We start from the raw sequence: 22,699 nt of genomic DNA on the forward strand, positions 1-22,699 counted from the left end.
CTAGCGGCTTGTCGGTTTAGTCAGCCGTTTGGGCGTTAGCCCCGGTTCCGCTGCCACTAAACCGGGGCTAACGCCCAAACGGCTAATGCAAGGAAGCTCGTTGTGACTAAACCGACAAGCCGCTAGCGTCTGGTTCGTCAGGGGGCCGCGACCTATCACCCCGCGTGGCGGAGTTCCCCGAGGGGAATCAGGGGTTGGTTGCTCTTGAGCGCTCTTATGGGGCCTAAGCGTGGCGTTCGAAGCGAACTTCGCCGCCAACGATAGCATGGGTCGCTTGGCCGAACAGTTGTTTTCCTTCCCAGGGCGTGCTATTGCTGCGGGATTGGAATGCGTCACCGCGAACGGTCCAGGCGATGTCGGGATCGATGATTACGATATCCGCTGGAGAGCCAGGCTTTAAGCTGCCGCCGGGGACGCCCGCGATCTCGGCAGGGCGAGTCGATAGCCGGGTGATCGCGTCGGGCCACGAGAGCAGGCCTGGGCGGATCATGTCGGTGTTGATCGACGCGAGCGTTGTCTCCAGACTGACCATGCCAAACGGAGCGAGGTCGAGGTCGTTGACTTTCTTCTCGCGAGCCCGCGGTGTGTGCCCCGTGGAGATACAGTCGATCGTGCCATCGATTAACGCTTCGCGGCAGACTTCGATATGTCGCTCGTTTCGCAGCGGCGGCCGAACTTTAAACCGAGCGTCGAACGATTCGAGTTCCTTGTCGGTCATCGACGAAAGAGTTTGCGGCCAGACGCTAGCGGAGATGTTGATCCCACGCTGCTTCGCTCGCTTGATCAGCTCGACACCTTGCAGTGTGCTGATCGGGCCGATATGCAGTCGCCCGCCGGTCGCTTCGGCCAGTCGTAGGTCGCGGGTCACCGCCAGATCTTCCGCTTCGGTCGGCAGTCCCTGCAGGCCAAGGATCGTCGAAACGCGTCCTTCGTGCATCACGCCGGTGCCTGTCAGTTCCGGGACCAGCGGCAGGTCGTAGATTGGCAGGTCCAACATGTGGCAATATTCGAGCGCCTTCTTCAGCAGGGCGCTGTTGGACGTCGGCCGCGGGGCGTCGCTGAAGCCGACCGCGCCAGCTTCAGCTAGCAGGCTCAGTTCCGCCATGTCGACTCCCTCGCGACCGCGGCTCAGGCAAGCGATCACGTGGATTCGGCAGGTGCGGGCCCGCTGCGCCTTTTGGCGAACAAACTCGACAGCGCCAGGAGAGTCGATCGGCGGGTAGGTGTTCGCTGCGCACAGGATCGTCGTAAATCCGCCGGCAAGCGCCGCATTGCCGCCAGTTTCGATCGTCTCATCCTCTTCGCGACCCGGTTCACGAAGTTCGGTTCCCAGGTCGATCAGGCCTGGGGCGACGATTCGGCCGCGAGCATCAATGCGTCGGACGTTGGGCGGCAGATCGCCATCGTCGGGGTTGATCGCCGCGATCAGCCCGCCGGTGACAAGCACGCGGGCCACGCGATCGATCGATTGCGAGGGGTCGACGAGGCGGCCGTTTTCGATCAGCAGTGGTGTCATGGTCAGTGGACGATCGGTTCGCTGGTGGAAGAGTTGTGGGGGGCGTTTGCCAGAAGCCAAAGGGCTGCCATCCGGACCGCGATCCCGTTGGTTACCTGTTCCAGGATCACCGAGTGCGGGCCGTCGGCAACTTCCGGGGTGATCTCGACGCCACGATTGATCGGGCCTGGTGCCATGATCAGGATGTCCGATTTGCTGCGCCGCATTCGGTCGGTGTTCATCGCGTACAGGTTCGCGTATTCGTGAACCGATGGGAAGGGACGTGTCGTCTGTCGTTCAAACTGAATTCGCAACAGGTTCAGTACGTCGCAGCGCGGCAGGATCTCGTCGAGGTTGTAGGCGACTTCGACATCCAGTTCGCGCCAGCGATGGGAAACGAGGGTCGAAGGGCCGCACAGGATCACGTGCGCGCCGAGCTTCTTTAGTCCCCAGATGTTCGATCGGGCGGTTCGGCTGTGCGCGATGTCGCCGACCAACGCGACCGTCAGACCATCGATGTTGCCGCGATGTTGGCGGATCGTCAGGATGTCCAGCAGGCCTTGAGTGGGGTGTTCGTGAGGCCCGTCGCCAGCGTTGAGGACCGAGCAGGAGAGTTCGCGAGCTAACAAGTGGGGCGTGCCGGGCGTTTGGTGCCGCGTCACGACCCAATCGACTCCCATCGCTTCGATCGTCTTGGCGGTATCGATGAACGTTTCCCCTTTGGCGACACTGCTGCCGGAGGAGGAGAACTCAACGGTATCGGCTCCCAGGCGTTTCGCAGCCAATGAGAAGCTGTTCCGCGTGCGAGTACTGTTCTCGAAGAACAGGTTGGCACAGGTCTTGCCCGCTAGTAGCGACAGTTTTTCGCGACAGTTGTTGGTCGCTTCCTTCAATTGTTGAGCGGTATCTAAGAGTGTCCGCAGCTCATCGACTGAAAGGTCTTGCAATCCGAGCAAGTGGCGGCGGTTCCAGCTCGACGGTGGTTCCGGCAAGGTTTGGGACATGGGGCTCAGCTGTCGTGAGGTGGCGGAATGGCTGTCGGTCGCATCGAATCAAATTGGCGGAGATTCTACCGAAATCTCGGCGAAAGTGTCAGAGGGCTGCTAGCAAACAATTATTCGGTAACCGGCATAATCGTTAAAGTCGGCCGTGTGTGGCAGCCGATCGGGAATCAAAGTGGAAGCGTATTGCCGGGGTTCCGGGCCGCTCGTTTCCCAGCCGGGGGGCTCAGCGAATTGTTCGACGACGCAGCGAATTGCTGCTCGCAAATCCGTATCTACCCGCGATTGGGAAACCTCATCATGTCACCTCGCCACTCGACTTGCTTGGTCGCTGCCTTGCTGGCTTTCTGCCTGCTGAACACCGGATGTGCCAGCTTGACGCTTTTTCCGAGCACCGATAACGACGCTTCGAAGGAAAGTACGTTAAGCGAATCGCCTCAGGCAGCGATGTTTCGAGCCATCCAAACCGCGCGACAAACCAATTCGATCGTCTTGCAAGTCGAAGGTGCCGACAAGCCGATGCGAGTGATCCCACTTCCCGCCGATGGGAAGACGGTGTTCGTGAACGACCTGCTTCGCCAGGCCGGCTTGAAAACGAAATACAGCGGGCTGGACATCGTCCTGTTTCGCACCGCTACCGGGGAAATGGATGGCGTGAAGATGGCTGTCACGTTCGACACGAAAACGGGCCGCGTTAGCACCGGCACCGACTACGCGCTCCGCCCTGGCGACCGCGTTACCGTTCGTAAGGTGCTGAACTCAACGATCCAAAACGTCTTGGATGGCCTCGTCCCACCAGTGGCTCAAAGCTAACGCGTTGTTTGGATCGCAGGCTTTCGCCACTCGTCGCTGAGACTCGCATCGGTTGAAGCCTATTCGTCAGCCACCTCGCTAAGGTTCGAGGCTTCAGTCGACCGAATGAAGTTGCGGTGGAACTAGACGTTTTCGATTGTTCCGGTGCTGTCGGCGAATGATTGAGTTGGCGATCCGAGTCGCTGCAGCATCGTGGCGAACAGGTTCGACAGCGGCGTGTCCTCGTGCGTGACTTTCTTCTGCCAGGGCTCTTGCCCTCCGTCCCAAGCACCGCCCTGTGGGTTGCTGCCTGCATGGTCGATGTATTGGCCATGCTTGAAGCCCATCTGTTTGCCCCCGGCCAGAATCAACGGGTAGTTGCGGGACAAATGGAAGGCGCTCGATGCCGATCCAAACAGTAGCAGCGTGTTGTCCAGCATCGTTCCGGTGCCGGCCGGTTCGGGAGTCTGTTTCAGCTTGCCGATGAATCGCCCGTATTCTTCGTTGAGGAACTGGCAATAGATGGCAAAGTTCTTCCAGCCGCCAGGGTTTTTGGTCTCGTGCGACAACGAATGTGCCAGGTTGAATCCAACGGCGCGAGCCAGGTGATCGCTTCGGCCGACACCGTTTTCGCGGCCGATCTGATAGGTGGCGACGCGAGTCGAATCGGTCTTGAACGCTAGGTAGATCAACTCGAACATCGTTTGTAGGTACTCGCGAGGTTCGTCGGTCGTCAGTTCCAGGTTCAGGTGATCGCCATCGATCTTTGGCAGCGGAGCGTTGATCCAGCGTTTCGCCTTTTCGACTTTGATCTCCGCCTGGCGGACTGAGTCGAGGTATTCGTCCAGGTTCTGTTGGTCGGCCGACGAGAGCGTCTTACGAAGCGAACGCGCATCGACCAGCATGTCGTCCAGTGCGCTGCGGCTGAGTGCCAACCGTCGAGCTGAATCGCCGTCGCTCTTGACGAACAACATGTCGAAGATCTGTTTCGGGCGGTGTTCGGCGGGGATCGCCCGGCCGTTGCGATCGAACGAGATCGTGTGAGCGCCGCGAGCGGTCCCGGTGCCTCCGTCGGTCGACATCACCAACGATGCAAATCGCGTTTGGTCCCCCACAACCTTCACGTACTCTTGGTCCAACGAAATCGTGTTTGCGTATTCCATATCGCCGCCGCCGGTGGCAGCACCGGTCAGGAACTGGTCGGCGTTGTTGTGGCCATGCGAATTGCGGCTCTTCGGGTGCGAGAATCCCGATAAGACGGTTATTTCATCGCGCAGCGGTTCCAGTGGTTGCATGCACTTGGTGAAAGTGAAATCGTCGCCGTTGCGATGGGGGAACCAAGCCCAGTCCTGGTAGGCGGGGTCTTCTGCCAGCGGCATCGGAACGCCGTCGGGAAAGTAGAAGCATCCCAGGCGTTTTGGATTCGCGCGGGCTGCCGCGCCCCGCGCTACCGGAGTGGCGAGAGATCCAAACATTGGCAGAGCCAACGCGAGGCCCGTTCCTCGCAGGAATCGTCGGCGATCGATGCGGTTCATGTTCAATTTCATAGCGTTGCTCCGCTGCGGTTGGTGGCGGTGAAGTTTGGTTGCGTCTATTGGGTTTGAAACAATTCGCTGGCAATGATCGTTTGGATCATCGTGGCGAGTCCGTCGCCACGGGTTCGCACTTCCGCGGTGATCGTGTCGACATCGGCTCGATCGGCGAACGTCAGCGGTCGCCCGAGCGCGTAGGTGGTCAGCTTGTGGACCATCGCCCCGACAAATTGGTCTTGCCGGTTTTCTAACAGGAACCGCTTCAAGCCCTCCATCCCGTCGAGCGTCTCGCGGTTGAAAAGTTCGCTCGACGCAGAGACTGGTTTCCCGTCGATCTCGTTTCGCCATCGCCCTAAGGCGTCGTAGTTTTCAAATGCGATTCCCCAGGGATCGATCTTCACGTGGCACGACATGCAGGCCGCGTGATTGCGGTGGTCTTCGATCCGTTCCTTCAGCGTCATCTTCGCGATCTCCGGATCGGCGAGATCGATTTGCGGAACCGCGGGAGGCGGCGGCGGTGGCGGATCGTTGAGGATGCTTTCCAACAGCCAGACGCCGCGCTTCAGTGGATGGGAATCGGGCCAGTCGGAATTCATCGCCAACAGGCCAGCTTGAGTCAGGATACCGCCAAGTTTGAAGTCGCCGTCTAACGCTACGCGGCGGAAATGGTTCCCGCGAACCCCCTTCAATCCATAGTGCCGGGCGAGTCGTTCATTGGCCATCGCGAAATCGGTGTGAATGAAATTCAGGACGCTTTCGTCGTGCTTCAGCACCTCGTGAAACAACGCGATCGGTTCGTGCTGCATCGCTTCTTTCAGCAGCGGATCAAAGCCGCGGACGTTTTGTTTGATGTTCAGGAAATCGAGCAATTGCAGGTCCAGCCACTGGTGGACAAACTGCTTCGCAAATCGCTCCGTGCGAGGATCCGCCAGCATTCGCTGGACCTGTTCGGTCAGCGTTTGCGAATCGGCCAGTTGCCCACTGTCAGCCAGTTTCAATAGCTCTTCATCGGGCAGACTGCACCACAGGAACATTGACAATCGTGTCGCCAGTTCGTGTGGTGAGAGCGGTTGCCGTTCCGGTGGAGTCTCCGGAGTTTCATCCGCCTGGTTCTGTGCGATGTACAGAAAGTGAGGCGACGAAAGGATCGTTGCCAGGACTTCGGTGACCGCTTCTTCAAAGCTGTTGCATTGAGGTCGCAGGGTGTCGAACAGCTTAAGTTTCCGGTCGAGTTCGTCCTCGCTGATCGTGCGGCGCCATGCGCGGTGCATGAACGCGGCGATGATCTCTCTCGCGCAAGCCGGCTCATCGTCAGCGTTTTTGCTGTCGAAAAAGATCTTCTTGTGAGACGCCGGCGGCCATTGGTCGTAGACCGGCGCGGAGATCTCGACATAGTCGACTTGAATGTCTCCTTGAGAGGCCGTGCTGTTGGCCAAGCGGATGTATTCCGACGGACTGGGCGTCACGCCCATCGGCGACGTCTTCCGCACGGAGTTGCGAGGGTAGATCTCGCCCAGCGGGAAATCCCATTGATAGATCGCCGGTTCGTCGGGCCCGGCGGTGATCAGCGTGTCTTGTTCGCTGACCCGGATCAGTGCTCGCCCCTCGTTGCTCGCTTGCCAACCGAACAGCATCTGCATGCTCGGGGCGGGGGAATCGTCGCTGGTGGTCCGCGAGGCGCGAACGCGAACTCGCATCGTTCCCTCGTCGGGGACTTGGTTCCCAAGTTCCACGATCAGCTTGGTGCCACGGTTGGCTGGCAGGACGGCAACTGTATCGAACGACTCGGGGAACTCGGCCGGCGAGTCGGTCGGGGCGAACGCGTATTTGGCTCCCTGGTAACGCCAAGTGGCCTCTGCGGTGCGACCGGTCGACAGTTCGCGAAAGTAGGCTCCGCGATGCGATTGCTTAAACTTCGCATCCAGTTTGTCCAGTTCCTCCTGCTGCTTGGCGGGATCGTCCTTGAACTGTTTGGTTACCTTTTCGATCTCTTTTGCTTGTTTGGGCCATTCGAAGTTAGCCACATCTTTCATCGACACGCCCCAGTGCCGCACGGCAGGCCGCTGGCCGCGAACCGTGGCGCGAGCGAGTGCTGTTCGGGCGATCCGATGATAGGTTTCAAACTGCGAGACCGACATGTGCAGCAGTTCGGAGCTGTTCTGAAAACCGTCCTCCGAATGCGATTCCGGCGGCAGGTCTTTGGCAAAGTCCCAAGGCAGACCTAGCAAGTCTTGCAATGCGTAATTGTATTCGTAACGTGTCATTCTTCGGAACGCAGAGTGGCCGCCCGATCGACGCCGCACCGTCGACGCGACTTGCATTTCATTGGCCAGCCAGTTGACGACCTTTTCGCGATCCTCGTCCGTTAGTTCACCTTCGTCGGGCGGTGGCATTTCGCCTTTGCTGATCGCTGCAAAGACTTCGGTCCACCAATCGACATCCTCCCCCGACAAGAGATCGGGATCGAGCGTATCGATCCGCACGTTCCCCTCTTGCGCACCGGGGCCGTGGCAATCGACACAGGCCTGTTGCAAGATCGGCCCAATCGTCTCGCGGAACTCCGCCAGATCCGGCTCCGGATGAGCCGGAGGTTCCGCGCTCGGCTGCACGTTCTTGAATCGTGACTTCTGTGCGCCAACGGCTTTCAATTCTTCAAGGCTCGGCCGCTCGTCGGCCACCGACGTATGCAATGTGGCAGTGCACATCGCCAGCAAAAGCCAAGCGATCAGCGGCAGGAAGCCTTTGTTGTCGCGCAGAGAGTATCGAGTGTTTACGTCATTCATGCGTGAAGGCTGCGCCGAAAACGCAGCAGAAGGGCAGGGTGGTGGGCCAAATTTGGCGGGCAGTGGGGGAGTGCGAAGCCGGTGGGCTCACAGCTTTAGCATATCGCAAACAGGTCAAGAAATCACGCGGAAATAGGAGATCGCTAACCTCGCCGACACCTGTTTTCGGCGCCAGCGCAATACGGTTCAACGAAGAGCCTCGGACAGTGGAAAGATTTAGCGGCGGGATGTAGTGGACGAGGTTACGAGTCCCAGCGATTTGGTCTGATGCAAAAGGACTCGTAACCTCGTCCACTACGCTTCGTTGAACGGTATTGGTCGCCAGCGATTGTCGGCTGATATCAAAACCGTCACTTCATAGCGTTTTTGTGCTGCGGGGTAGGGGAGGGCAGGGCGATCTCAATCGCCGCTGACGCGCCAGCGGGCTCGGAATAACCAGATCATGATCCCCATCATGCTCGCTAGCAGGCAGATCGAGACGCCGAAGTAGGCGGCCAGAAGCGATAGGTCGCCGACGTTGGCGATCTCGCTGCCGTCGAGGCTCAGGTCGGCGTTGAGCGGCACCGAAATGGCCGCCACAAACGGACTCGCCACGCCCCACCAACGCGAGGCGTCGATCGTCTCGGGCGAGAAGTTGAGGATCCCCATCAACAGCACCGCCGCCACGGGAGCGACATATAAAATCAACAGGCTCAGATAGGTTGCCATCAGGCTGGTCGAGGTCTTGTGGAAGACGGTCGAACAGAACAACGCCACGACCGAATCGACTAAACAGACCATCAGCACGATTGCGAAGAACGACAATACCGCCAGCCAGTTAGTCCAGTATTGCGGGACCATCAGCGTCGCTAGCAGCAGCGGCCACAGCAGGAAGGAGGTCAGGACGGCGGAGATTCGAAAACCGGCGACCAGTTTGCCCCACAGGATCTTCCAAGGGGTGATCGTGGTCGTCAGCAACAGGTCCAAGGTTTGGCGTTCCCGTTCTCCCGTCACGCTGCCGGCAGAAAAGACCGGGCCGACAAGCATGTTGAAGACGACGACATACACGGTGTAGAAGGCACACAGGTGCGAGCGGGCGAACAATAACAACGCCATCAACGGGATCGCCAACAGCATGCTGATCTGGATCACCAGTCGCAGCATCAGCGTTCCTTGGCTGAAGATCTCGCTGTGGATCTCTTTGTCGTAGACCGGGTTGGCGCCGTCAGCCATCAATTCGCGGCGACGCGGCGGAGCGAACAGTTTGTCGGGGAACTGGTCCCGTTGGATGACAAGGCCGACTGCCGTTTCGGCTTCGCGGTCCAGATCGACCACCTCTTTTCCTTCACTACCCATGTCGGGCGGATACAACATCCGGGCCGCCGCGTTGGCGCACAGCAGCAAAACCAAGGCGATTCCGAAAGCTGGGATCACGGTTATGGCGAGGTTCAATCGCAGCGCCCCTTCCTGTTCCAAACTGGTCCAGAAGAGAACGCCTAACATCACCAGCGGCAGGATCACGAGATAGCTGACGACCAGCGATGCCGACGTGCGGCCGAAGTAGCTGCTGCATGCGACGCCGATCGCACCAAAACAAACGACCGACACGATCAGCCCGAGATAGGCGGCTAGCACTTCGTAGATACTCACGCCTCCCAGCGGCAGGCACAACACGATGATCGGTAGCGAAGCGACGATCAACATGCCCAGATGGGTCAACGAAGCGACCATCTTGCCGAACACGATCGCGGTCGGCCGCAGCGGGCTGGCAAGCAGCATCTCGTATGTCTTGCGTTCTTTTTCGCCGGTGATCGTGCCGGCTGCAAAGCTGGGAGCCATCAGCGACGCCAGCACGTATTGGCCTAAGAAAAAGAGATCGACCAGCTTGCGAGCGCTCGGCGGATTCTGCGTCAGGTCCAACTTCTCGTCGGTCGGCCAAGCGACCAGCACGACCGCGGCCAATAGGACTTGGTAGAGTGCCAGCAGGAAAAAAGCCCGATGCGTGCGGAGGTTGACGAGCAGTTCGCGTTGCAGGACGGGATTTTCAAACACAAACACGGGATCGATCCGTAGACGCAAGCAGTGGGAATGAAAAGTGCATCGTATCGTAGTGGATCTTGTTAAAAGATCCGTCAGCGCAGAGGGTCTTTAACAAGGTCCACTACGTCTAAAAGGTTCTTCGCAACAAGGATCTTTAACAAGATCCACTACGTTTAGATCGGCCTGGAGACGTAGCGCCGGTCGGAGATGGCAATGGCGAAGCGTTTGTTATAGTCGCAAACCGCGACCCTCGCACGCTGCCATCGCCGACTTTGCCGGTTCGCCCGCGTGACACCGCCTCACGCTTCCCATTGGTTCATCCGCGTCGCGATCCGCCGCAGCGTCTCTTTATGCTTCTCGATCGCCATCAGCCCGGCCAGCAACATCAGTCCCATCGTGATTCCAAACGCCCACCACGGCCAAACTTGATCGATCGCTCGCCCCGCGTGCCAGACCATACTGATCAGCCCGACGACGACAAAGCCGGTGCCGAGGTAGAGGAACGCCCGCACATGCATCACCACGCCGATCGCGATCCCGGCAAAAGCCAGCAAGATCAGCACGATCGGCCCCCAGATGCTCGATCCAATCTGCTGGACGATCATGTCGGCGGTGCTACTGATATAGATCGTCAGCGTCGCCGCGTAGCGAACCGCCGTGACGATTTGCGGTTGCAGGCGTTTGCGTTCGGCATGCACTGCGGCCAAGACACAGGCCGCCGGAGGAATCAGCCACAATTGCGGATGCTGCAAAAATCCCCAACCGGGATTCTGAGTCAGAGTGACCCACAGCGCGGCGTTGGCTGCGATGATCCCGGCGACTCGCGTGATCCGGTCTCCCGGCCAAAGTGCCGACAAGGCGAGATAGAAGACCGCCGCCAGCAACAGGACCACGTTGTACTGAATCTCGCTATCGGCAAAGATCCAGTCCTGTCCGCGTCCGGTCAGCCAGAATCCGACCAGCGGAATCAGCGGCAGGAAGAGGGCTGAATTACGCAGCGGTCCCAGCAACACGGCGTCCTCGCGTCGCTGAGCCCATGTCGATAGGCCGGCGCTGACAAAGGCCAGTGCCATCACGATGTAAGGCCAATATTCCCGCAGTCCCAGCGTGTCGGGCTGGCAGGCGAGTTTGTTCGCCACGGCCAACAGCATCAAGACTTGAGCGGCGTAGACGAGTCCTTGGCGATGGGGAATCGTTAACCGTTCGGCGGCGGAGGCCAGGAACTTTCCAGGAGCGATCGCGATCAGCAACGCGAGCAAACTGAACAACGCGATCACCAAAGAGGTTCCCACGACCAGGATCGTTGGAATCTGAGGGATCCCGACGCCATCGGTTCGCAGGACAACTTCCATCGCCAGCAGGCCGAACAATGCGATCGTCGCAACGCTCGCAGAAAAGATCGCAGATCGCCGGATCGGGGTGCTCCAACGTTCGGGATCGAGTGCCAGTATGCGCGGGGCGACCCAGGCGACCAGCGGGATCAACCACACCGATGCGATAAACAGACGCATTGTTTGGGCGAGGGCTCGCGCTTGGCCGAGGTCGACACCACGCACATCGGCGACCGAACCAAACATCGCCGCGATGCACAGCGAGCCGACTGCTATGGTTCGCAGCGTGTGCGAGGCACTGTTGCTGCCGATTCGGCCGATCGCGATCGCACAGGCGATGATCGATCCGATCCAAACCCAACACCACAGCGGCTCGCCATGGCCCAAGATTGCGCCTGCGGTTCCAAGCATTGCGAACAGTAGCGTCGCGATCAACAGGCTGCTCAACTCTCGCCGCATCCCCGTTTCACTGTCGGTTCGCCAGGGGATTTGTCGATCGGCAAGGAAGCGACTGAGCATCCGATGCAGCGGCCACAACCACGCGGCAATTGCTGCAAGCATGCCAAGCGTTAGTCCCGCGATCGGGGAGAACGCTCGCGAGTCGTGCTGCCAATGCGACGCGACGAGCATCACGGTCGCGGTCGATAGGCAGGCTGTGATCAGGTAAGCAACGGTCACTTGCCCGCGGCTGTCCCAGCGGATCGTCGACGCCACGATGGCCAACAGACCAACCGGCAACAACAGGATCGCGGTGTTTCCCATCCGTTCGATCGCGTGGATGCCAAGTTCAAAGCAGTTCGATGCGATCGCTGGCGTTAGGATCGCCAATAGCATCGTCCCAACAAACAGAAGCACCGTGTCGATCTTGAACTTCAGCAGTTCGCTGGTCGGCACCGATCGTTTGTAAAAGACAAACCGCAACCGCCAGAGCACGCCGCAGAACAGTAGCCAGACGATGGCGATCAGGATCGTTGCGAAGAAATACCGGCTGCCAACGATCATCTGCCAAGCGTTCGACGCATATTCGTCGACCGCCCCGGTCAGCAGGATTCCCGAAACGATCGGCACTCCACTGAGCAGCCGGATGCCGCGACGCGATCCGCGATGCAGCGTGACCGCCAGTCCGACCAGCGTGCCGATCGCCCATGGGATCAGCCAGAAGTTGGCTCGTGGCGCGTCCAATGCAACACTCAAAAGGCCGCTGGCAATCAACAGCCCCGATCCGACCAACGGGATCGCGATGGCGCGGCGGCTTGGCGTCGCATTCGCAACGCTGATCACGGCGGCAAGAATCGTGGCGGCCGACCAGATCGATAGCATCACTCCCCACGCGACCGCCGCATCTTCGGAACGCCACGCGGTCCAGGCGATAGCCACCGTCGGTCCTGCCAGCGTCATCCAACCCGCCACGTCGACGAGGCCTCGCTGCCGTCGGCTGGCGATAAACCAAAACGCTCCCGCTGCGATCACAAGGGCGAGCCCCATCGCGTTGCCGATCGTCGATACGAGCAATGCCGGGACGCCTTGTACATTCCAGGCGATCTCGCTCGCCGTCACGACCCCCGAGATCAGGTTGGCCGCGATTCCGATCGAGGCAAGTTGAGATGTCGCTGTTGGCCAAGCATCGGGCCAGATCCGGAGGACCGGTAGCGAAAGGGGCGGCATGACGCTGGGGGCTTCCTGTTGCCAGCGTTGCAGCCAGCGGATGACTCCGGTTTGTTCGGCGCTCCGTTGAAACGCAGCGAGAGCAAAACAGCTGAGTCCCAGCAGGTGCAGGCTGTTTACGGCGACTCCTGTCGGTTCGCCGATCGCTGCGATCCCAGCGGTCATGAATCCGATGATGCCAACGGCCGCTGCAGCCAACGAAAAATCGGCTCGCCGATACCAGGTCGCCTGCACCGCGAACCAGACCGAACCCAGCAGCGCGATCGCGGAGGCGACCCAAGCGGCGATCGGATCGATCGTGCCGCCAGAGATCAGCGGTTGCCAGATGCCAAAGACCAGCAGGGCCGTCGTGGGAATGCCTGCCCACAAAGCGGCGGACGTCCTCTGGCTCGCCATCAGGCCGTTTTCGATCGAGCTGGCGAAGATCGTTTTCCGGATCGTTGCCGTTCGGATCGAGATGCCGATCGCGATGGCAAACGCCAGCGTCGCCGCAGCCAACGTCGGGACTTGGGACGCGGATGGAGAGAGCGTTGCTGCCAGCCATCCGATCGCCGCATAAGAGAGCCACAGCAGCATGACCGCCGCGCTGAGAAGCGTATCGGCAAAGCGAAGTCGGCCGCGATAGAGCACTCCGATTGTCGTCGTTGCCGCGGCAAACAGGAGCGCTGCGAGAGGAGTGATTCCGAATCGTTGCCAGCCGACGATCCAAGTTGCCGGCTCGACTGCCGAGTCGGTCGGCGCGATGTACAACCCGATCGCGGTCAGAGCGGTGATCGATGCGAGGAGGATGCTGGACAAGCTGCCGGCAAATCCAAGCTGCCGATGGAGGCCGATCGGATGATCTTCTGCGTTAGGCCAAGCGGTTCGGGCTACGAATTGGATCGCGTGCCAGAGCAGGGCGTAGCCACCGGCGACCGCGACCAGCATCCACAACACGGTGCCGTCGATCCAGTGAAGTCCCGTGGTAAACACCGTCGGCTGGTAGGCGTGCAGACCCAGCGTCAGCCCGAGCAATCCAATCGCTTGACCACAGGCGAACCATGTTCGCTGCGCCCCGCGGGTGGCAGCGAGGATCCAGACGATCGCGGCGGCGGAGACCATCGCGGCGCCGCGGATTGGTTCAAAGGGGACGATCAAAACGGCAAAGCCTATCGCTAGTAGACCCGTTCCTTGTAGCCAGCGGTCGCAATTTTGTAACCGTTGTTCGCTCGGAGCAATGTTCGAAATGCGAGGCAAGAAACGCCAGACCAATGCGAGGGCAAACATGCCGATCAGCAGGAGGCTGGCCGCGCTGGAGGCGGCATGGAGCAGCGTCTCCAGCGAGTTGAGCCATTGCGTTTCGGGGCGGCATGCAGCGATGCTGAAGGCAGCCAAGCCAAGGCCGCTCAAGTGGATCGCGGCAGGTTGGTTCCAGGCTCCCGCCAGGCCGATCGCAAGCGACTGGATCATCAGGATCGCCAGGATGACGGTCGCCGAGATCGATCCGCTCCAAGCGACCGGACCGATCGCAACAGCGGCGGTGACGGCGAGGCCCAACACCGCAGCGATGCCGCCGACGATTGCCGGTGGCTGCATCCAATCGGTTTGTTTGCGGAGCGTTGCCGCAATGGCTGCGAAGCCGGCCGCGATCAATGGCAACAGAATCGCACTCTCCCCCGAGACCAGTCGTCGCCACAATGGGAAGCCCGGATCCCAGCCGGTTCCCATGATCGCATTGCCCGCGATCAACAGCAGGCCGATCGCCGCGGTGGCACTGGCGACATACAACATCGTCGGCACGCGAAGAGCGATTGCAAGTGCGATCGAAAGGCCGGCGCAAAGAGCGGCCCAGGCGATCAGGTGCGTTTGCGAACCGAGCGTTGCGGGGAACAACGCCGCGACGATCACTCCGGCGATCATGATCGTGGCGGTCGCCATCAATCTCAGCACGCTGCTCGAATCACGCGTGAATCGGTTTCGCAAGACGCCGCCGCAGGCCATCAGTGCCAGCACGGCAGGCAACATGCCAAAGGTCAGCGGCACGATCGATGTCAGCCCTCGCGGCAGGTGGAAGGCAAAAAAACCGCTGACCACCGCCAGCGTGTAGATCGCCATTCCGACCAGCAGTCCAAATCGCCAGCCGGCTGGCGTCGACATCGGTCGGTCGCGTTTGCGGATCAATGCGGCGACGATCGCTGTGCCAATCACCGCCGACGGCAGCAGGTTCAACCAAGCTGCATCGATATTCCAGTGTCGGACAGCGGCCGGAATGAAGGGCATCAAAAACGAAGGGCCGCCAACGGCGAGGCTCATCTGCCAGCGGTCGCGTCCGAAAATCGCTCGCCCGGCCAGCCACAACATCACGCTGTAAGCGATCGTTGCGATCGCGATCACGGCCAGAGTCAGCGGCTGCGTCAACTGGACCGATCCGCCGTCGCCGGTGGCCAACGCGATCCCCGCGACGACGTTCAGCGGAATCAGCAGCGTGACGATCACCAGCACCGCGCGGCTGGTCTCTTTCAGATTCCACTTTCGCAGCGTGTACAGTCCCGCCGCTTCCACTCCCGCGGTTCCCAACAAGAAGACCAACGATGGCAGCAAGCGGTGCGTCTGCTGCATCGTGCTCCATAAACTGATCACCAATCCGACGCTACAGATCACGATCAGCAGTCCCGCCAGCAGTTCGCCCCAGCGGATGTTGTTCGATGCCAGGAAGCTTTGCAGTACGGCTCCCATCGCCCGCCGCGGTTTGTTCGGAACAGCTGTCGCCGCCGCGACGAATTCTGGTTCCTCTTCGGGCGATCGGTCCAGTGGATGTCGTTCCACGGCTGCTGGCGCATCTGCAGACGGCTCAGCTGGTTCGCGCGAATCGATCCGCGGTGGCGTGAGCGATTGCGGGGGAACGATTTCGGCGATGATCGGTTCGAGATCGGCAGCGGTCGAAGAGCCGCCGAGCTCTTCGGTTGATTCGGGTTCCGCGGTCGCTGGCGTCGCCAAGCCGGCTAGCTCTCGCAGGCGTCGATGCTCTGTTTCGGTCAGCTTTCCCTGCCAATACATCGACGCGAGGATGCGACTGAACGAGAGCAGGTCTTCGTTGCGGTCGGGGGTTTTATGCGAGTTTTTTTGCGGGTCGTCGAAAATCTTGCGAATCACGAAGGCCGCGACAACCCAGATGCCATGTCCGACGAGGGTCACAATCGTCATGATCAGCAGGAAGAAAAAGAGCGGTTCCATGGCGACATCACGTTGTAACGGTTGTTTGGTTTTGAGCAGCTGGCGGCGTGCGGCAGCTCCCGCTTGTAAGTATGGCTTACGCAATAGAGCCCAGCGACGGACGAACGTTGCGCACCCAGGTGTCGATTGACCCGTTGTGGCAATCGGTGGACAATGGATCGCACGCCGATCGCCCTTTTTCGCCTCTGCATGTACCGAGAACGCTGTTGTCCGACGACGCTGAATTTGACGAATTGCTGGGGGAGATCTTTGAAAGGATCGAAGCCGGTTCAGCTCCTTCGCCCGAAGAGTATCTCCAGCGTTATCCGCAGTTTGCCGACGAATTGACCGAGTTCTTTCGCAATCAGGCTTGGTTCGCCGCGCCTGCGTTGGCCGAAACGCTTGCCGGCGATTCCGAGCCGATGGTCGCCGCGTCGTTTGTCGGTTGCGAGGTCGGCCCGTATCGATTGATCGAGGAGATCGCTCGCGGTGGGATGGGAGTCGTCTATCGCGCACTGCAAACGGAACTCAACCGCGAGGTGGCGGTGAAGTTGATCAGCAGCGGCGCGATGGCGTCGCCGGAAGAACTGCGACGATTTCGCCAGGAAGCCGAAGCGGCGGCTCAGTTACATCATCCGAATATCGTGCCGATCTACGACGTCGGCAGCTGGCGCGGGCAGACCTATTTTTCGATGACCTTGATCGAAGGGGAATCGCTGCAGGACTGGGTCGCGTCGCGGCGATGCACGATCCAACAAGCAGTAGTAGCGGTTCGCGAGATCGCCCGCGCGGTCAGCTATGCACATCGCCGCGGGATCGTGCATCGCGATCTGAAGCCGGCGAACATCTTGGTCGATGGCGAGGGGAAGCCGATGCTGACCGATTTCGGATTGGCCAAGTGGCATCGCGACGGATCGGCGCTGACGCAGACCGGCCAGATCTTGGGGACGCCGAACTACATGAGTCCCGAGCAGGCGAGCGGTTCGACGAAGATCGGCCCGTCGGCGGACATCTATGCGTTGGGAGCTGTCCTCTATTCGCTGTTGACCGGCCAGCCTCCTCATTGTGGCGAATCGACTGTCGAGATTTTGACCAAGGTGTTGGGTTGCGAACCGGTTCCGCCGCGCGAACTAAATCGCGAGGTCTCGTCCGATCTGCAGCGGATCTGCATGGAGTGTTTGAACCATGATCCGAAGGAACGCTACGCCACGGCGGCGGAATTAGCCGACGACCTCGATCGCTATCTCAACGGCGATTCGATCTCCGCCGGCCATTCGGGGATGTTCTTGGAGTTGGCTCGCACGCTGCGACGCGACCAGCATTACGAACACTTCCGCAATTGGGGTAAGGCGTTGGTCTTGATGGGGCTGAGTATCTTTCTGGCTCACGTGGCGATCTTCGTGTTGGTTCGCCGCGGCCATTCCGATTGGGCCGCCTACTGGACGCCACGCTGCTACATGGCGGTCGCGCTGACGGCCGTTATCTATTATTACCGCAGCGGGACGTTGCGGGCGCGGAGCGTTGCCGAGCGACCGATCTGGTCGATTTGGATGGGGTACCTTGTCGCCTTGGGAACGATGAATGCGATCCTGACGCTGCGCGGGACCAGCCAAGTCGAGGTCTTTCCGTTTGCATCGACCTTGGCCGCGTTTGGCTTCGTCGCATTGGGAGGCCACGTCTGGGGCGGCAGCTATTTATTGGGCGGCCTGTTTGTCGTCAACGCGCTGGTTTCGGTCTTCATCGGGCAATGGGCGATCTTGTCCTTCGGGGCCTGCTGGCAGCTGGCCCTAGCGGTGTTGGCGTATCGCTACCGCAAAGATGCACCATCGTAAAACGGTGGGGGCGGTGTAGGGATCGATTGCAAGCCGCGGGCGCGGCGATCGCATGAAGCCTGCAGCGCGAGTCGCAGGATGGCTTGTCGTCAACGCGGACGCTCATTCCCTGGGCATGGCGAATTCAACTCTATTTCAACACGGCACCAACGGGGGAAGTAAGTAGGGGACAGTCAAGGTTTTCGGTTTGTTCACACAGAGACACTAAGGCACGGAGGTCAGGGCCAAATTGCGTGGCCAGCGGTCGACTCCACTTCGAAACAATGAAAGTCCTTCTTCCCCGGCTCCGTGCCTTGGTGCCTCCGTGAGAAACCCTTTGTTGGAGCAAATTGGGGGCAGTTACAGTTTCCGTTTTGTTCACACAGAGACACCAAGGCACGGAGGTCAGGGGCAAATTGCGTTGCCGCCGTTCAACTCCACTTGGAAACAATGAAAGCCCTTCTTCCCCGGTTCTGTGCCTTGGTGCCTCCGTGAGAAACCCTTTGTTGGAGCAAATTGGGGGCAGTTACAGTTTCCGTTTTGTTCACACAGAGACACCAAGGCACGGAGGTCAGGGCCAAATTGCGTGGCCAGCGGTCGACTCCACTTCGAAACAATGAAAGTCCTTCTTCCCCGGCTCCGTGCCTTGGTGCCTCCGTGAGAAACCCTTTGTTGGAGCAAATTGGGGGCAGTTACAGTTTCCGTTTTGTTCACACAGCGACACCAAGGCACGAAGGTCAGGGGCAAGTTGTGTGGCAAGCGGTCGACTCCGTGTGGAAACAATGAAAGCCCTTCTTCGCTCGGCTCCGTGCCTTAGTGCCTCCGTGAGAAACTCTGTTTTTTGACATGTCGGCAGCGATGCCGATGCCGGCACTTCGCTCGCGTAGCTCGCTTCGTTTGACCTCGGCTATGCAAAGGATCGGAGCTTCGTCCTTCTGAACCACGTGGTTTTGAGCCGCGATCGCTAACTCGTTTTGGCTTGTGTCGAGGATCTTTTACGACAGAATAGACCTTCCTTTAAAAATCACCAGCCGCGGCACCAAGTCAATAAGCGAGTACGACACATGCTTAAACCTTTTACAAAATACAACCTTCGGCAACTTGTTGGCATGTGCTGCGTGCTGCTGTTTACGACCGGCTGGATGGTGGCCGCTGCCGATGATTTGAGTGCTGACCAGGTTGGAGACGATTCCGTCACGATCGTCACGTTAGGCGATTCGATTACGAAAGGGGTGCGATCGGGAGTGACGGCGGAGCAGACGTTTGCCGCACTGGTCGAGAAGGGGCTGCTGCAAAATGGGGTTAAGGCACGCGTTGTTAATGTCGGAATCGGTGGCGAGCGAACCGATCAGGCGCTGAAACGGCTGGATCGGATTGTCGAACTTCCGGCGGAAACGAACTCACTTGCCGCGAACTCCACCATGCAGCCCGATATCGTGACGATCATGTACGGCACCAACGATAGTTATGTGGATAAGGGGAAGGCGACCAGTCGGATCACTGTGGATGCGTATCGCGACAACTTGCAGACGATGGTTGTTGAGCTGCTTCGGCGTGGCATTCTTCCTGTCTTGATGACGGAACCGCGTTGGTCCGAAAAAGCGTCGGTCAATGGTGTTGGTGAGAATCCAAATGTTCGTCTGGAGCCATTTGTGGTTGCCTGTCGTGAAACGGCGGCCAAGTGGCGGGTTCCGTTGATCGATCATTTTGCCGCCTGGACCGAGGCCGGCGACGCTGGTACCAATCTGCACCAATGGACCACCGATGGCTGTCATCCGAATCCGACAGGGCACCAGGAACTTGCGGATTTGATGTTGCCGGTACTGCAGCAGGCGGTGGGGCCCGAACTGAAGACTCGCCAGAAACTGGCCGCAGGAAAAAACGTACGCGTTGTCTGTTTTGGCGACAGCGTAACCGGGGTTTATTATCACACCGGCAGCCGCCGGGCGTATACCGACATGCTGGGGATCGCTCTGCGGCAAGCTGCGCCCCAGGCGAATATCGAAATGATAAACGCAGGGATCAGCGGCCACACCACCGAAAATGCGTTAGCTCGCATCGATCGCGATGTCATCGCTCACCAACCCGATCTGGTCACTGTGATGTTCGGCCTGAACGATATGACGCGAGTGCCACTGGAGAAGTACCGCGAGAATCTGAAGGCGATCGTCCAGAAGTGCCAGGCTGCCGGCAGCGAAGTGGTTCTGGCCACTCCAAATAATGTCATTACCACCGCCGATCGCCCGACGGAAAAGTTGATTCAGTATTGCGACGTCATTCGTCACGTTGGCAGCGAATTGAACGTTCACGTCTGCGATGTGTATCGAGAGTTGGACGCGGTTCGGGAAGATGCGGCGTTCGAATGGCGACTGTTGATGAGCGACCCCATTCACCCGAACATGGCGGGGCACAAGCGGATCGCTACCTGTCTTGCTCAGTCGATCACTCGGCAGCGTCAGTCGCTCGACGATGTTCCTGCTCCGGCGAATCCTGTTGATAGAACTCTAGAGTCGCTGAGCGAAGGGAAGCCGGTTCGAATCCTCGCCATGCCTCCCTTCGACAAATCGATTGCCCCGGCACTTCGGACGTTCTATCCCGACGCTGAAATCACAGTCGATGCGTGGCCGACCGAAAAACTTACGCTTGCCGAAATTGAAGCTTCGGCCAAGGGACGCGTCAGATCGCTAAAGCCCGACCTTGTCCTGATCTCCGTACCTCGCAGCGCAGCGTCTGACAGCGACGAAGCGTTTGCCGAGTCTTACGCATGGATCATGAACTGGTCGTTGAACTTCGGTTCACCGACCTGGGATGTTGTCGTCGCGCATCCTGCGGTGACTGATCTGACTTCGGAGCTTACCCAACGCGACGATTTGGTTCGCCGATTGGTTAATGCCCAGGACCTGTCACTGATCGACCGCCCCGCTGGCAGTACAGCCACTGCGGAGGAAATTCTGCTTCAGTGGCTGCAGCAGTTTGCGAAGTAAACATCGATGAAAAACAAGTGGCTAGCGGGGCGTTGAAATACTCCATCAATAACCTGCTAAGCAGGTCGCATTCTGTTTTTTCGTTTAACCGCAATACCGTTTAACGAAGCGTAGTGGACGAGGTTGCGAGTCCTTTTGCATCAGACTAAATCGCTGGGAATCGTATCCTCGTCCTCTACATCCCGCCGCTCATTCTTTCGACGCTCCGAGACTCCTTCGTTGAACGGTATTGCGTTTAACCGCGAGCCCCTCGGGCCGCGCGACCCAGGAAGCGCGGGGCGATGCCCTCGCGGTTGACCTAGAAAATTTCGGTTCACTTTGTCGCTGGCGGATGCAGATCTCGGATGCCGTTTTTCAGGCTGTAGAGCTGCTTCACTTCGTCCTGGTCCAGAACGCGGTTGAATACGCCCAGGTCGTCCATGTATCCGACGTAAGATGCACCCAGAACGAGTAACACCTGCGACGGATCCCAGCCGAAGGTCAGGTCCCAGTTCTCGATCGCTCCTTGCAGTTCGCCGTTGATATACAAACGACCCGCTTGTGGTTTGCTCTTGTCGTTGACGTTCTCGAGCGTGAATACAACGTGCGTCCATTCCTCACGTGTGAACGGAGGACGATCGACTTGCACCATCGGGCGTTTGTTAAATGGGATATCCGCCCAGGATACATTGTCAGGATTCCAGATATGGAACAGCGGGCGAATGGCATAACGGAAATAACGTGGCGTTTCATCTTTTGAGAACTCAAGGAAGATGAACCCCTTTTTCCCGTTGTCGCCAACGATCTGGATTGGATCGCAGTAGCCGGGCTCGAGGTCCAAGTCTGGATTCAATTTCAACCAGACCGAAACGGTGGTGCTCCAATTATCGTCGTTGTAACCAAGGACACCACCGTCTTTAAATGTTGGCTGAAAACCGCTCTTCTTTGGGAAATGCAACGCACCTCCAAATCGTCCAGCCTCAGGACGAAGCTTTGCGTCGTCGTTCGCTTCGGCGCGAAGCAACTTTCCGCTTCGCCGGACGTAACAAATTTTGTCGCCGGTCGAGAAGTCCGCGTCCAAGCCCTTGTCGAATGAAGCGTGCAGTGTCAGAGCGGAAGCGAGTTTGCTGTTCGATGGGATCGGTGTTTGGACTTTGGCTTCGTGTTCGGCCAATGCGGCGGAGGTTAGCATCGCGATGGCGACGGCAATGCTGAGGATTGGAACGGTTCGTCGAATCAAATACAGGGCGGGGCTACTCATCGGGTGGGCTCTCTTGAGTGATTTGATGGTGGGAGGCGGGAGGATGACCTTGAAGGAATCTTTTCGTAGGACGACTTGAAATCATATTCCCTGCACTTGCTCTTGTCACGGAATCTGGCAAGCCTCGATCGTGCGCCTTCGCAACGGCGATCAATGGCTACCGTCACAGGAGGGATGCATCCGTTGCAGTCTGCTATGGACGGGATTATGCTCCGGACCGGCTGCCATTGGCCCCATCGAGCAGGGATTGGGGCGGGCGGTTCATCGACAAATTGGCGGACCGTTGGTCCTTCGGTTCTTTGTTGCGGACACGTTACCCAGGCCTGCACTTCGCTCGCGGGGCTCGCCTCGTTTGGCCTGGGCTATGCAAAGGATTGGAGCTTCGCCCCTCGGAACCACGCGGTTTTGAGCCGCAGATGCGCCGTAGGCTTTACGTGGACGCCACTACCGCGGCTTCGAATAGGTTTGACCGTCGGCACGCGTTACCCAGGCCTGCACTTCGCTCGCGGGGCTCGCTTCGTTTGGCCTGGGCTATGCAAAGGATCGGAGCTTCGCCCCTCGGAGCCACGCGGTTTTGAACCGCAGATGCGCCGGTAGGCTTTACGCGGACCCCACTGCCGCGGTTTCGTCTTGGGGTGACCGTCGGCACGCGTTACCCAGGCCGAAGACTCCGCTTGCAGAGCTCGGTTTGCTTGGTCTGGGGTAGGAGAACGCTTGTTGGTAAGTTTTTTTCGGTTCCTTCGGCGTTGTTCTTTGGGCGGAGCCAAGGTTCTGCGGGATTGCATTGTTCCGGTTTTGCGGGTTGGTCGCGTCGAGCGGGCTTGCTTCATGCAAGCGTTCGAATCGGTCGATTC

At 59.2% G+C, this 22,699-nt stretch carries 10 protein-coding genes; 3 read left to right on the forward strand and 7 right to left on the reverse strand.

The features are described 5' to 3' along the window. Positions 1-223: 223 nt before the first annotated feature. Together Poly24_RS01515 and Poly24_RS01520 are read right to left on the reverse strand one after the other, a co-directional pair. Positions 224-1,516, reverse strand: coding sequence for a dihydroorotase (locus Poly24_RS01515; protein ID WP_145089479.1), 1,293 nt, complete (start codon positions 1,514-1,516; stop codon positions 224-226). 2 nt (positions 1,517-1,518) lie between these two features. Continuing rightward, positions 1,519-2,499 (reverse strand): aspartate carbamoyltransferase catalytic subunit, encoded by a 981-nt coding sequence (locus Poly24_RS01520; RefSeq protein ID WP_145089482.1) that lies wholly within the window; start codon positions 2,497-2,499, stop codon positions 1,519-1,521. A gap of 297 nt (positions 2,500-2,796) precedes the next feature. On the opposite strand from Poly24_RS01520, the gene Poly24_RS01525 reads away from it, so the two are divergent. Beyond that, the gene (locus Poly24_RS01525) at positions 2,797-3,309 is read left to right on the forward strand and encodes a hypothetical protein (protein WP_145089485.1); all 513 of its coding nucleotides are present in this window, start codon (positions 2,797-2,799) and stop codon (positions 3,307-3,309) included. Positions 3,310-3,431: 122 nt separating this feature from the next. On the opposite strand, the gene Poly24_RS01530 is transcribed toward Poly24_RS01525, so the two are convergent. The 4 genes from Poly24_RS01530 to Poly24_RS01545 form a co-directional block, all read right to left on the reverse strand. Further along, the gene (locus tag Poly24_RS01530) at positions 3,432-4,835 is read right to left on the reverse strand and encodes a DUF1552 domain-containing protein (protein WP_145089488.1); all 1,404 of its coding nucleotides are present in this window, start codon (positions 4,833-4,835) and stop codon (positions 3,432-3,434) included. Between the two features lie 44 nt (positions 4,836-4,879). Continuing rightward, positions 4,880-7,603, reverse strand: a complete 2,724-nt coding sequence (locus tag Poly24_RS01535; protein WP_231753405.1) for a DUF1592 domain-containing protein — start codon at positions 7,601-7,603, stop codon at positions 4,880-4,882. Positions 7,604-8,002: 399 nt separating this feature from the next. Further along, positions 8,003-9,640, reverse strand: coding sequence for an ABC transporter permease (locus Poly24_RS01540; RefSeq protein ID WP_145089491.1), 1,638 nt, complete (start codon positions 9,638-9,640; stop codon positions 8,003-8,005). A 281-nt stretch (positions 9,641-9,921) separates the two neighbouring features. Then, complete coding sequence (locus Poly24_RS01545) at positions 9,922-15,831, reverse strand: hypothetical protein (protein WP_145089494.1); 5,910 nt, start codon at positions 15,829-15,831, stop codon at positions 9,922-9,924. Positions 15,832-16,037: 206 nt separating this feature from the next. On the opposite strand from Poly24_RS01545, the gene Poly24_RS01550 reads away from it, so the two are divergent. Further along, positions 16,038-17,642 carry a serine/threonine-protein kinase gene (locus Poly24_RS01550; RefSeq protein WP_197452238.1) on the forward strand — a complete coding sequence of 535 codons (1,605 nt, stop codon included), beginning with the start codon at positions 16,038-16,040 and terminating at the stop codon, positions 17,640-17,642. 1,043 nt (positions 17,643-18,685) lie between these two features. Then, positions 18,686-20,605, forward strand: a complete 1,920-nt coding sequence (locus tag Poly24_RS01555) for an SGNH/GDSL hydrolase family protein (RefSeq protein WP_197452239.1) — start codon at positions 18,686-18,688, stop codon at positions 20,603-20,605. Between the two features lie 313 nt (positions 20,606-20,918). Here the strand turns inward: Poly24_RS01555 and Poly24_RS01560 are convergent, their stop codons facing one another. After that, on the reverse strand, positions 20,919-21,845 hold the full coding sequence (locus Poly24_RS01560; protein ID WP_145089500.1) for a LamG domain-containing protein: 927 nt from the start codon (positions 21,843-21,845) through the stop codon (positions 20,919-20,921). Positions 21,846-22,699: the final 854 nt, after the last annotated feature.

This window comes from Rosistilla carotiformis (assembly GCF_007753095.1).
Taxonomy (GTDB): Bacteria; Planctomycetota; Planctomycetia; order Pirellulales; family Pirellulaceae; genus Rosistilla; species Rosistilla carotiformis.

What these genes read in the sequence shown, in the direction of transcription:
- Poly24_RS01515 (WP_145089479.1), bottom strand. Translation starts at nt 1,516, where the DNA reads ATGACACCACTGCTGATCGAAAACGGCCGCCTCGTCGACCCCTCGCAA.
- Poly24_RS01520 (WP_145089482.1), bottom strand. Translation starts at nt 2,499, where the DNA reads ATGTCCCAAACCTTGCCGGAACCACCGTCGAGCTGGAACCGCCGCCAC.
- Poly24_RS01525 (WP_145089485.1), top strand. Translation starts at nt 2,797, where the DNA reads ATGTCACCTCGCCACTCGACTTGCTTGGTCGCTGCCTTGCTGGCTTTC.
- Poly24_RS01530 (WP_145089488.1), bottom strand. Translation starts at nt 4,835, where the DNA reads ATGAAATTGAACATGAACCGCATCGATCGCCGACGATTCCTGCGAGGA.
- Poly24_RS01535 (WP_231753405.1), bottom strand. Translation starts at nt 7,603, where the DNA reads ATGAATGACGTAAACACTCGATACTCTCTGCGCGACAACAAAGGCTTC.
- Poly24_RS01545 (WP_145089494.1), bottom strand. Translation starts at nt 15,831, where the DNA reads ATGGAACCGCTCTTTTTCTTCCTGCTGATCATGACGATTGTGACCCTC.
- Poly24_RS01555 (WP_197452239.1), top strand. Translation starts at nt 18,686, where the DNA reads ATGCTTAAACCTTTTACAAAATACAACCTTCGGCAACTTGTTGGCATG.
- Poly24_RS01560 (WP_145089500.1), bottom strand. Translation starts at nt 21,845, where the DNA reads ATGAGTAGCCCCGCCCTGTATTTGATTCGACGAACCGTTCCAATCCTC.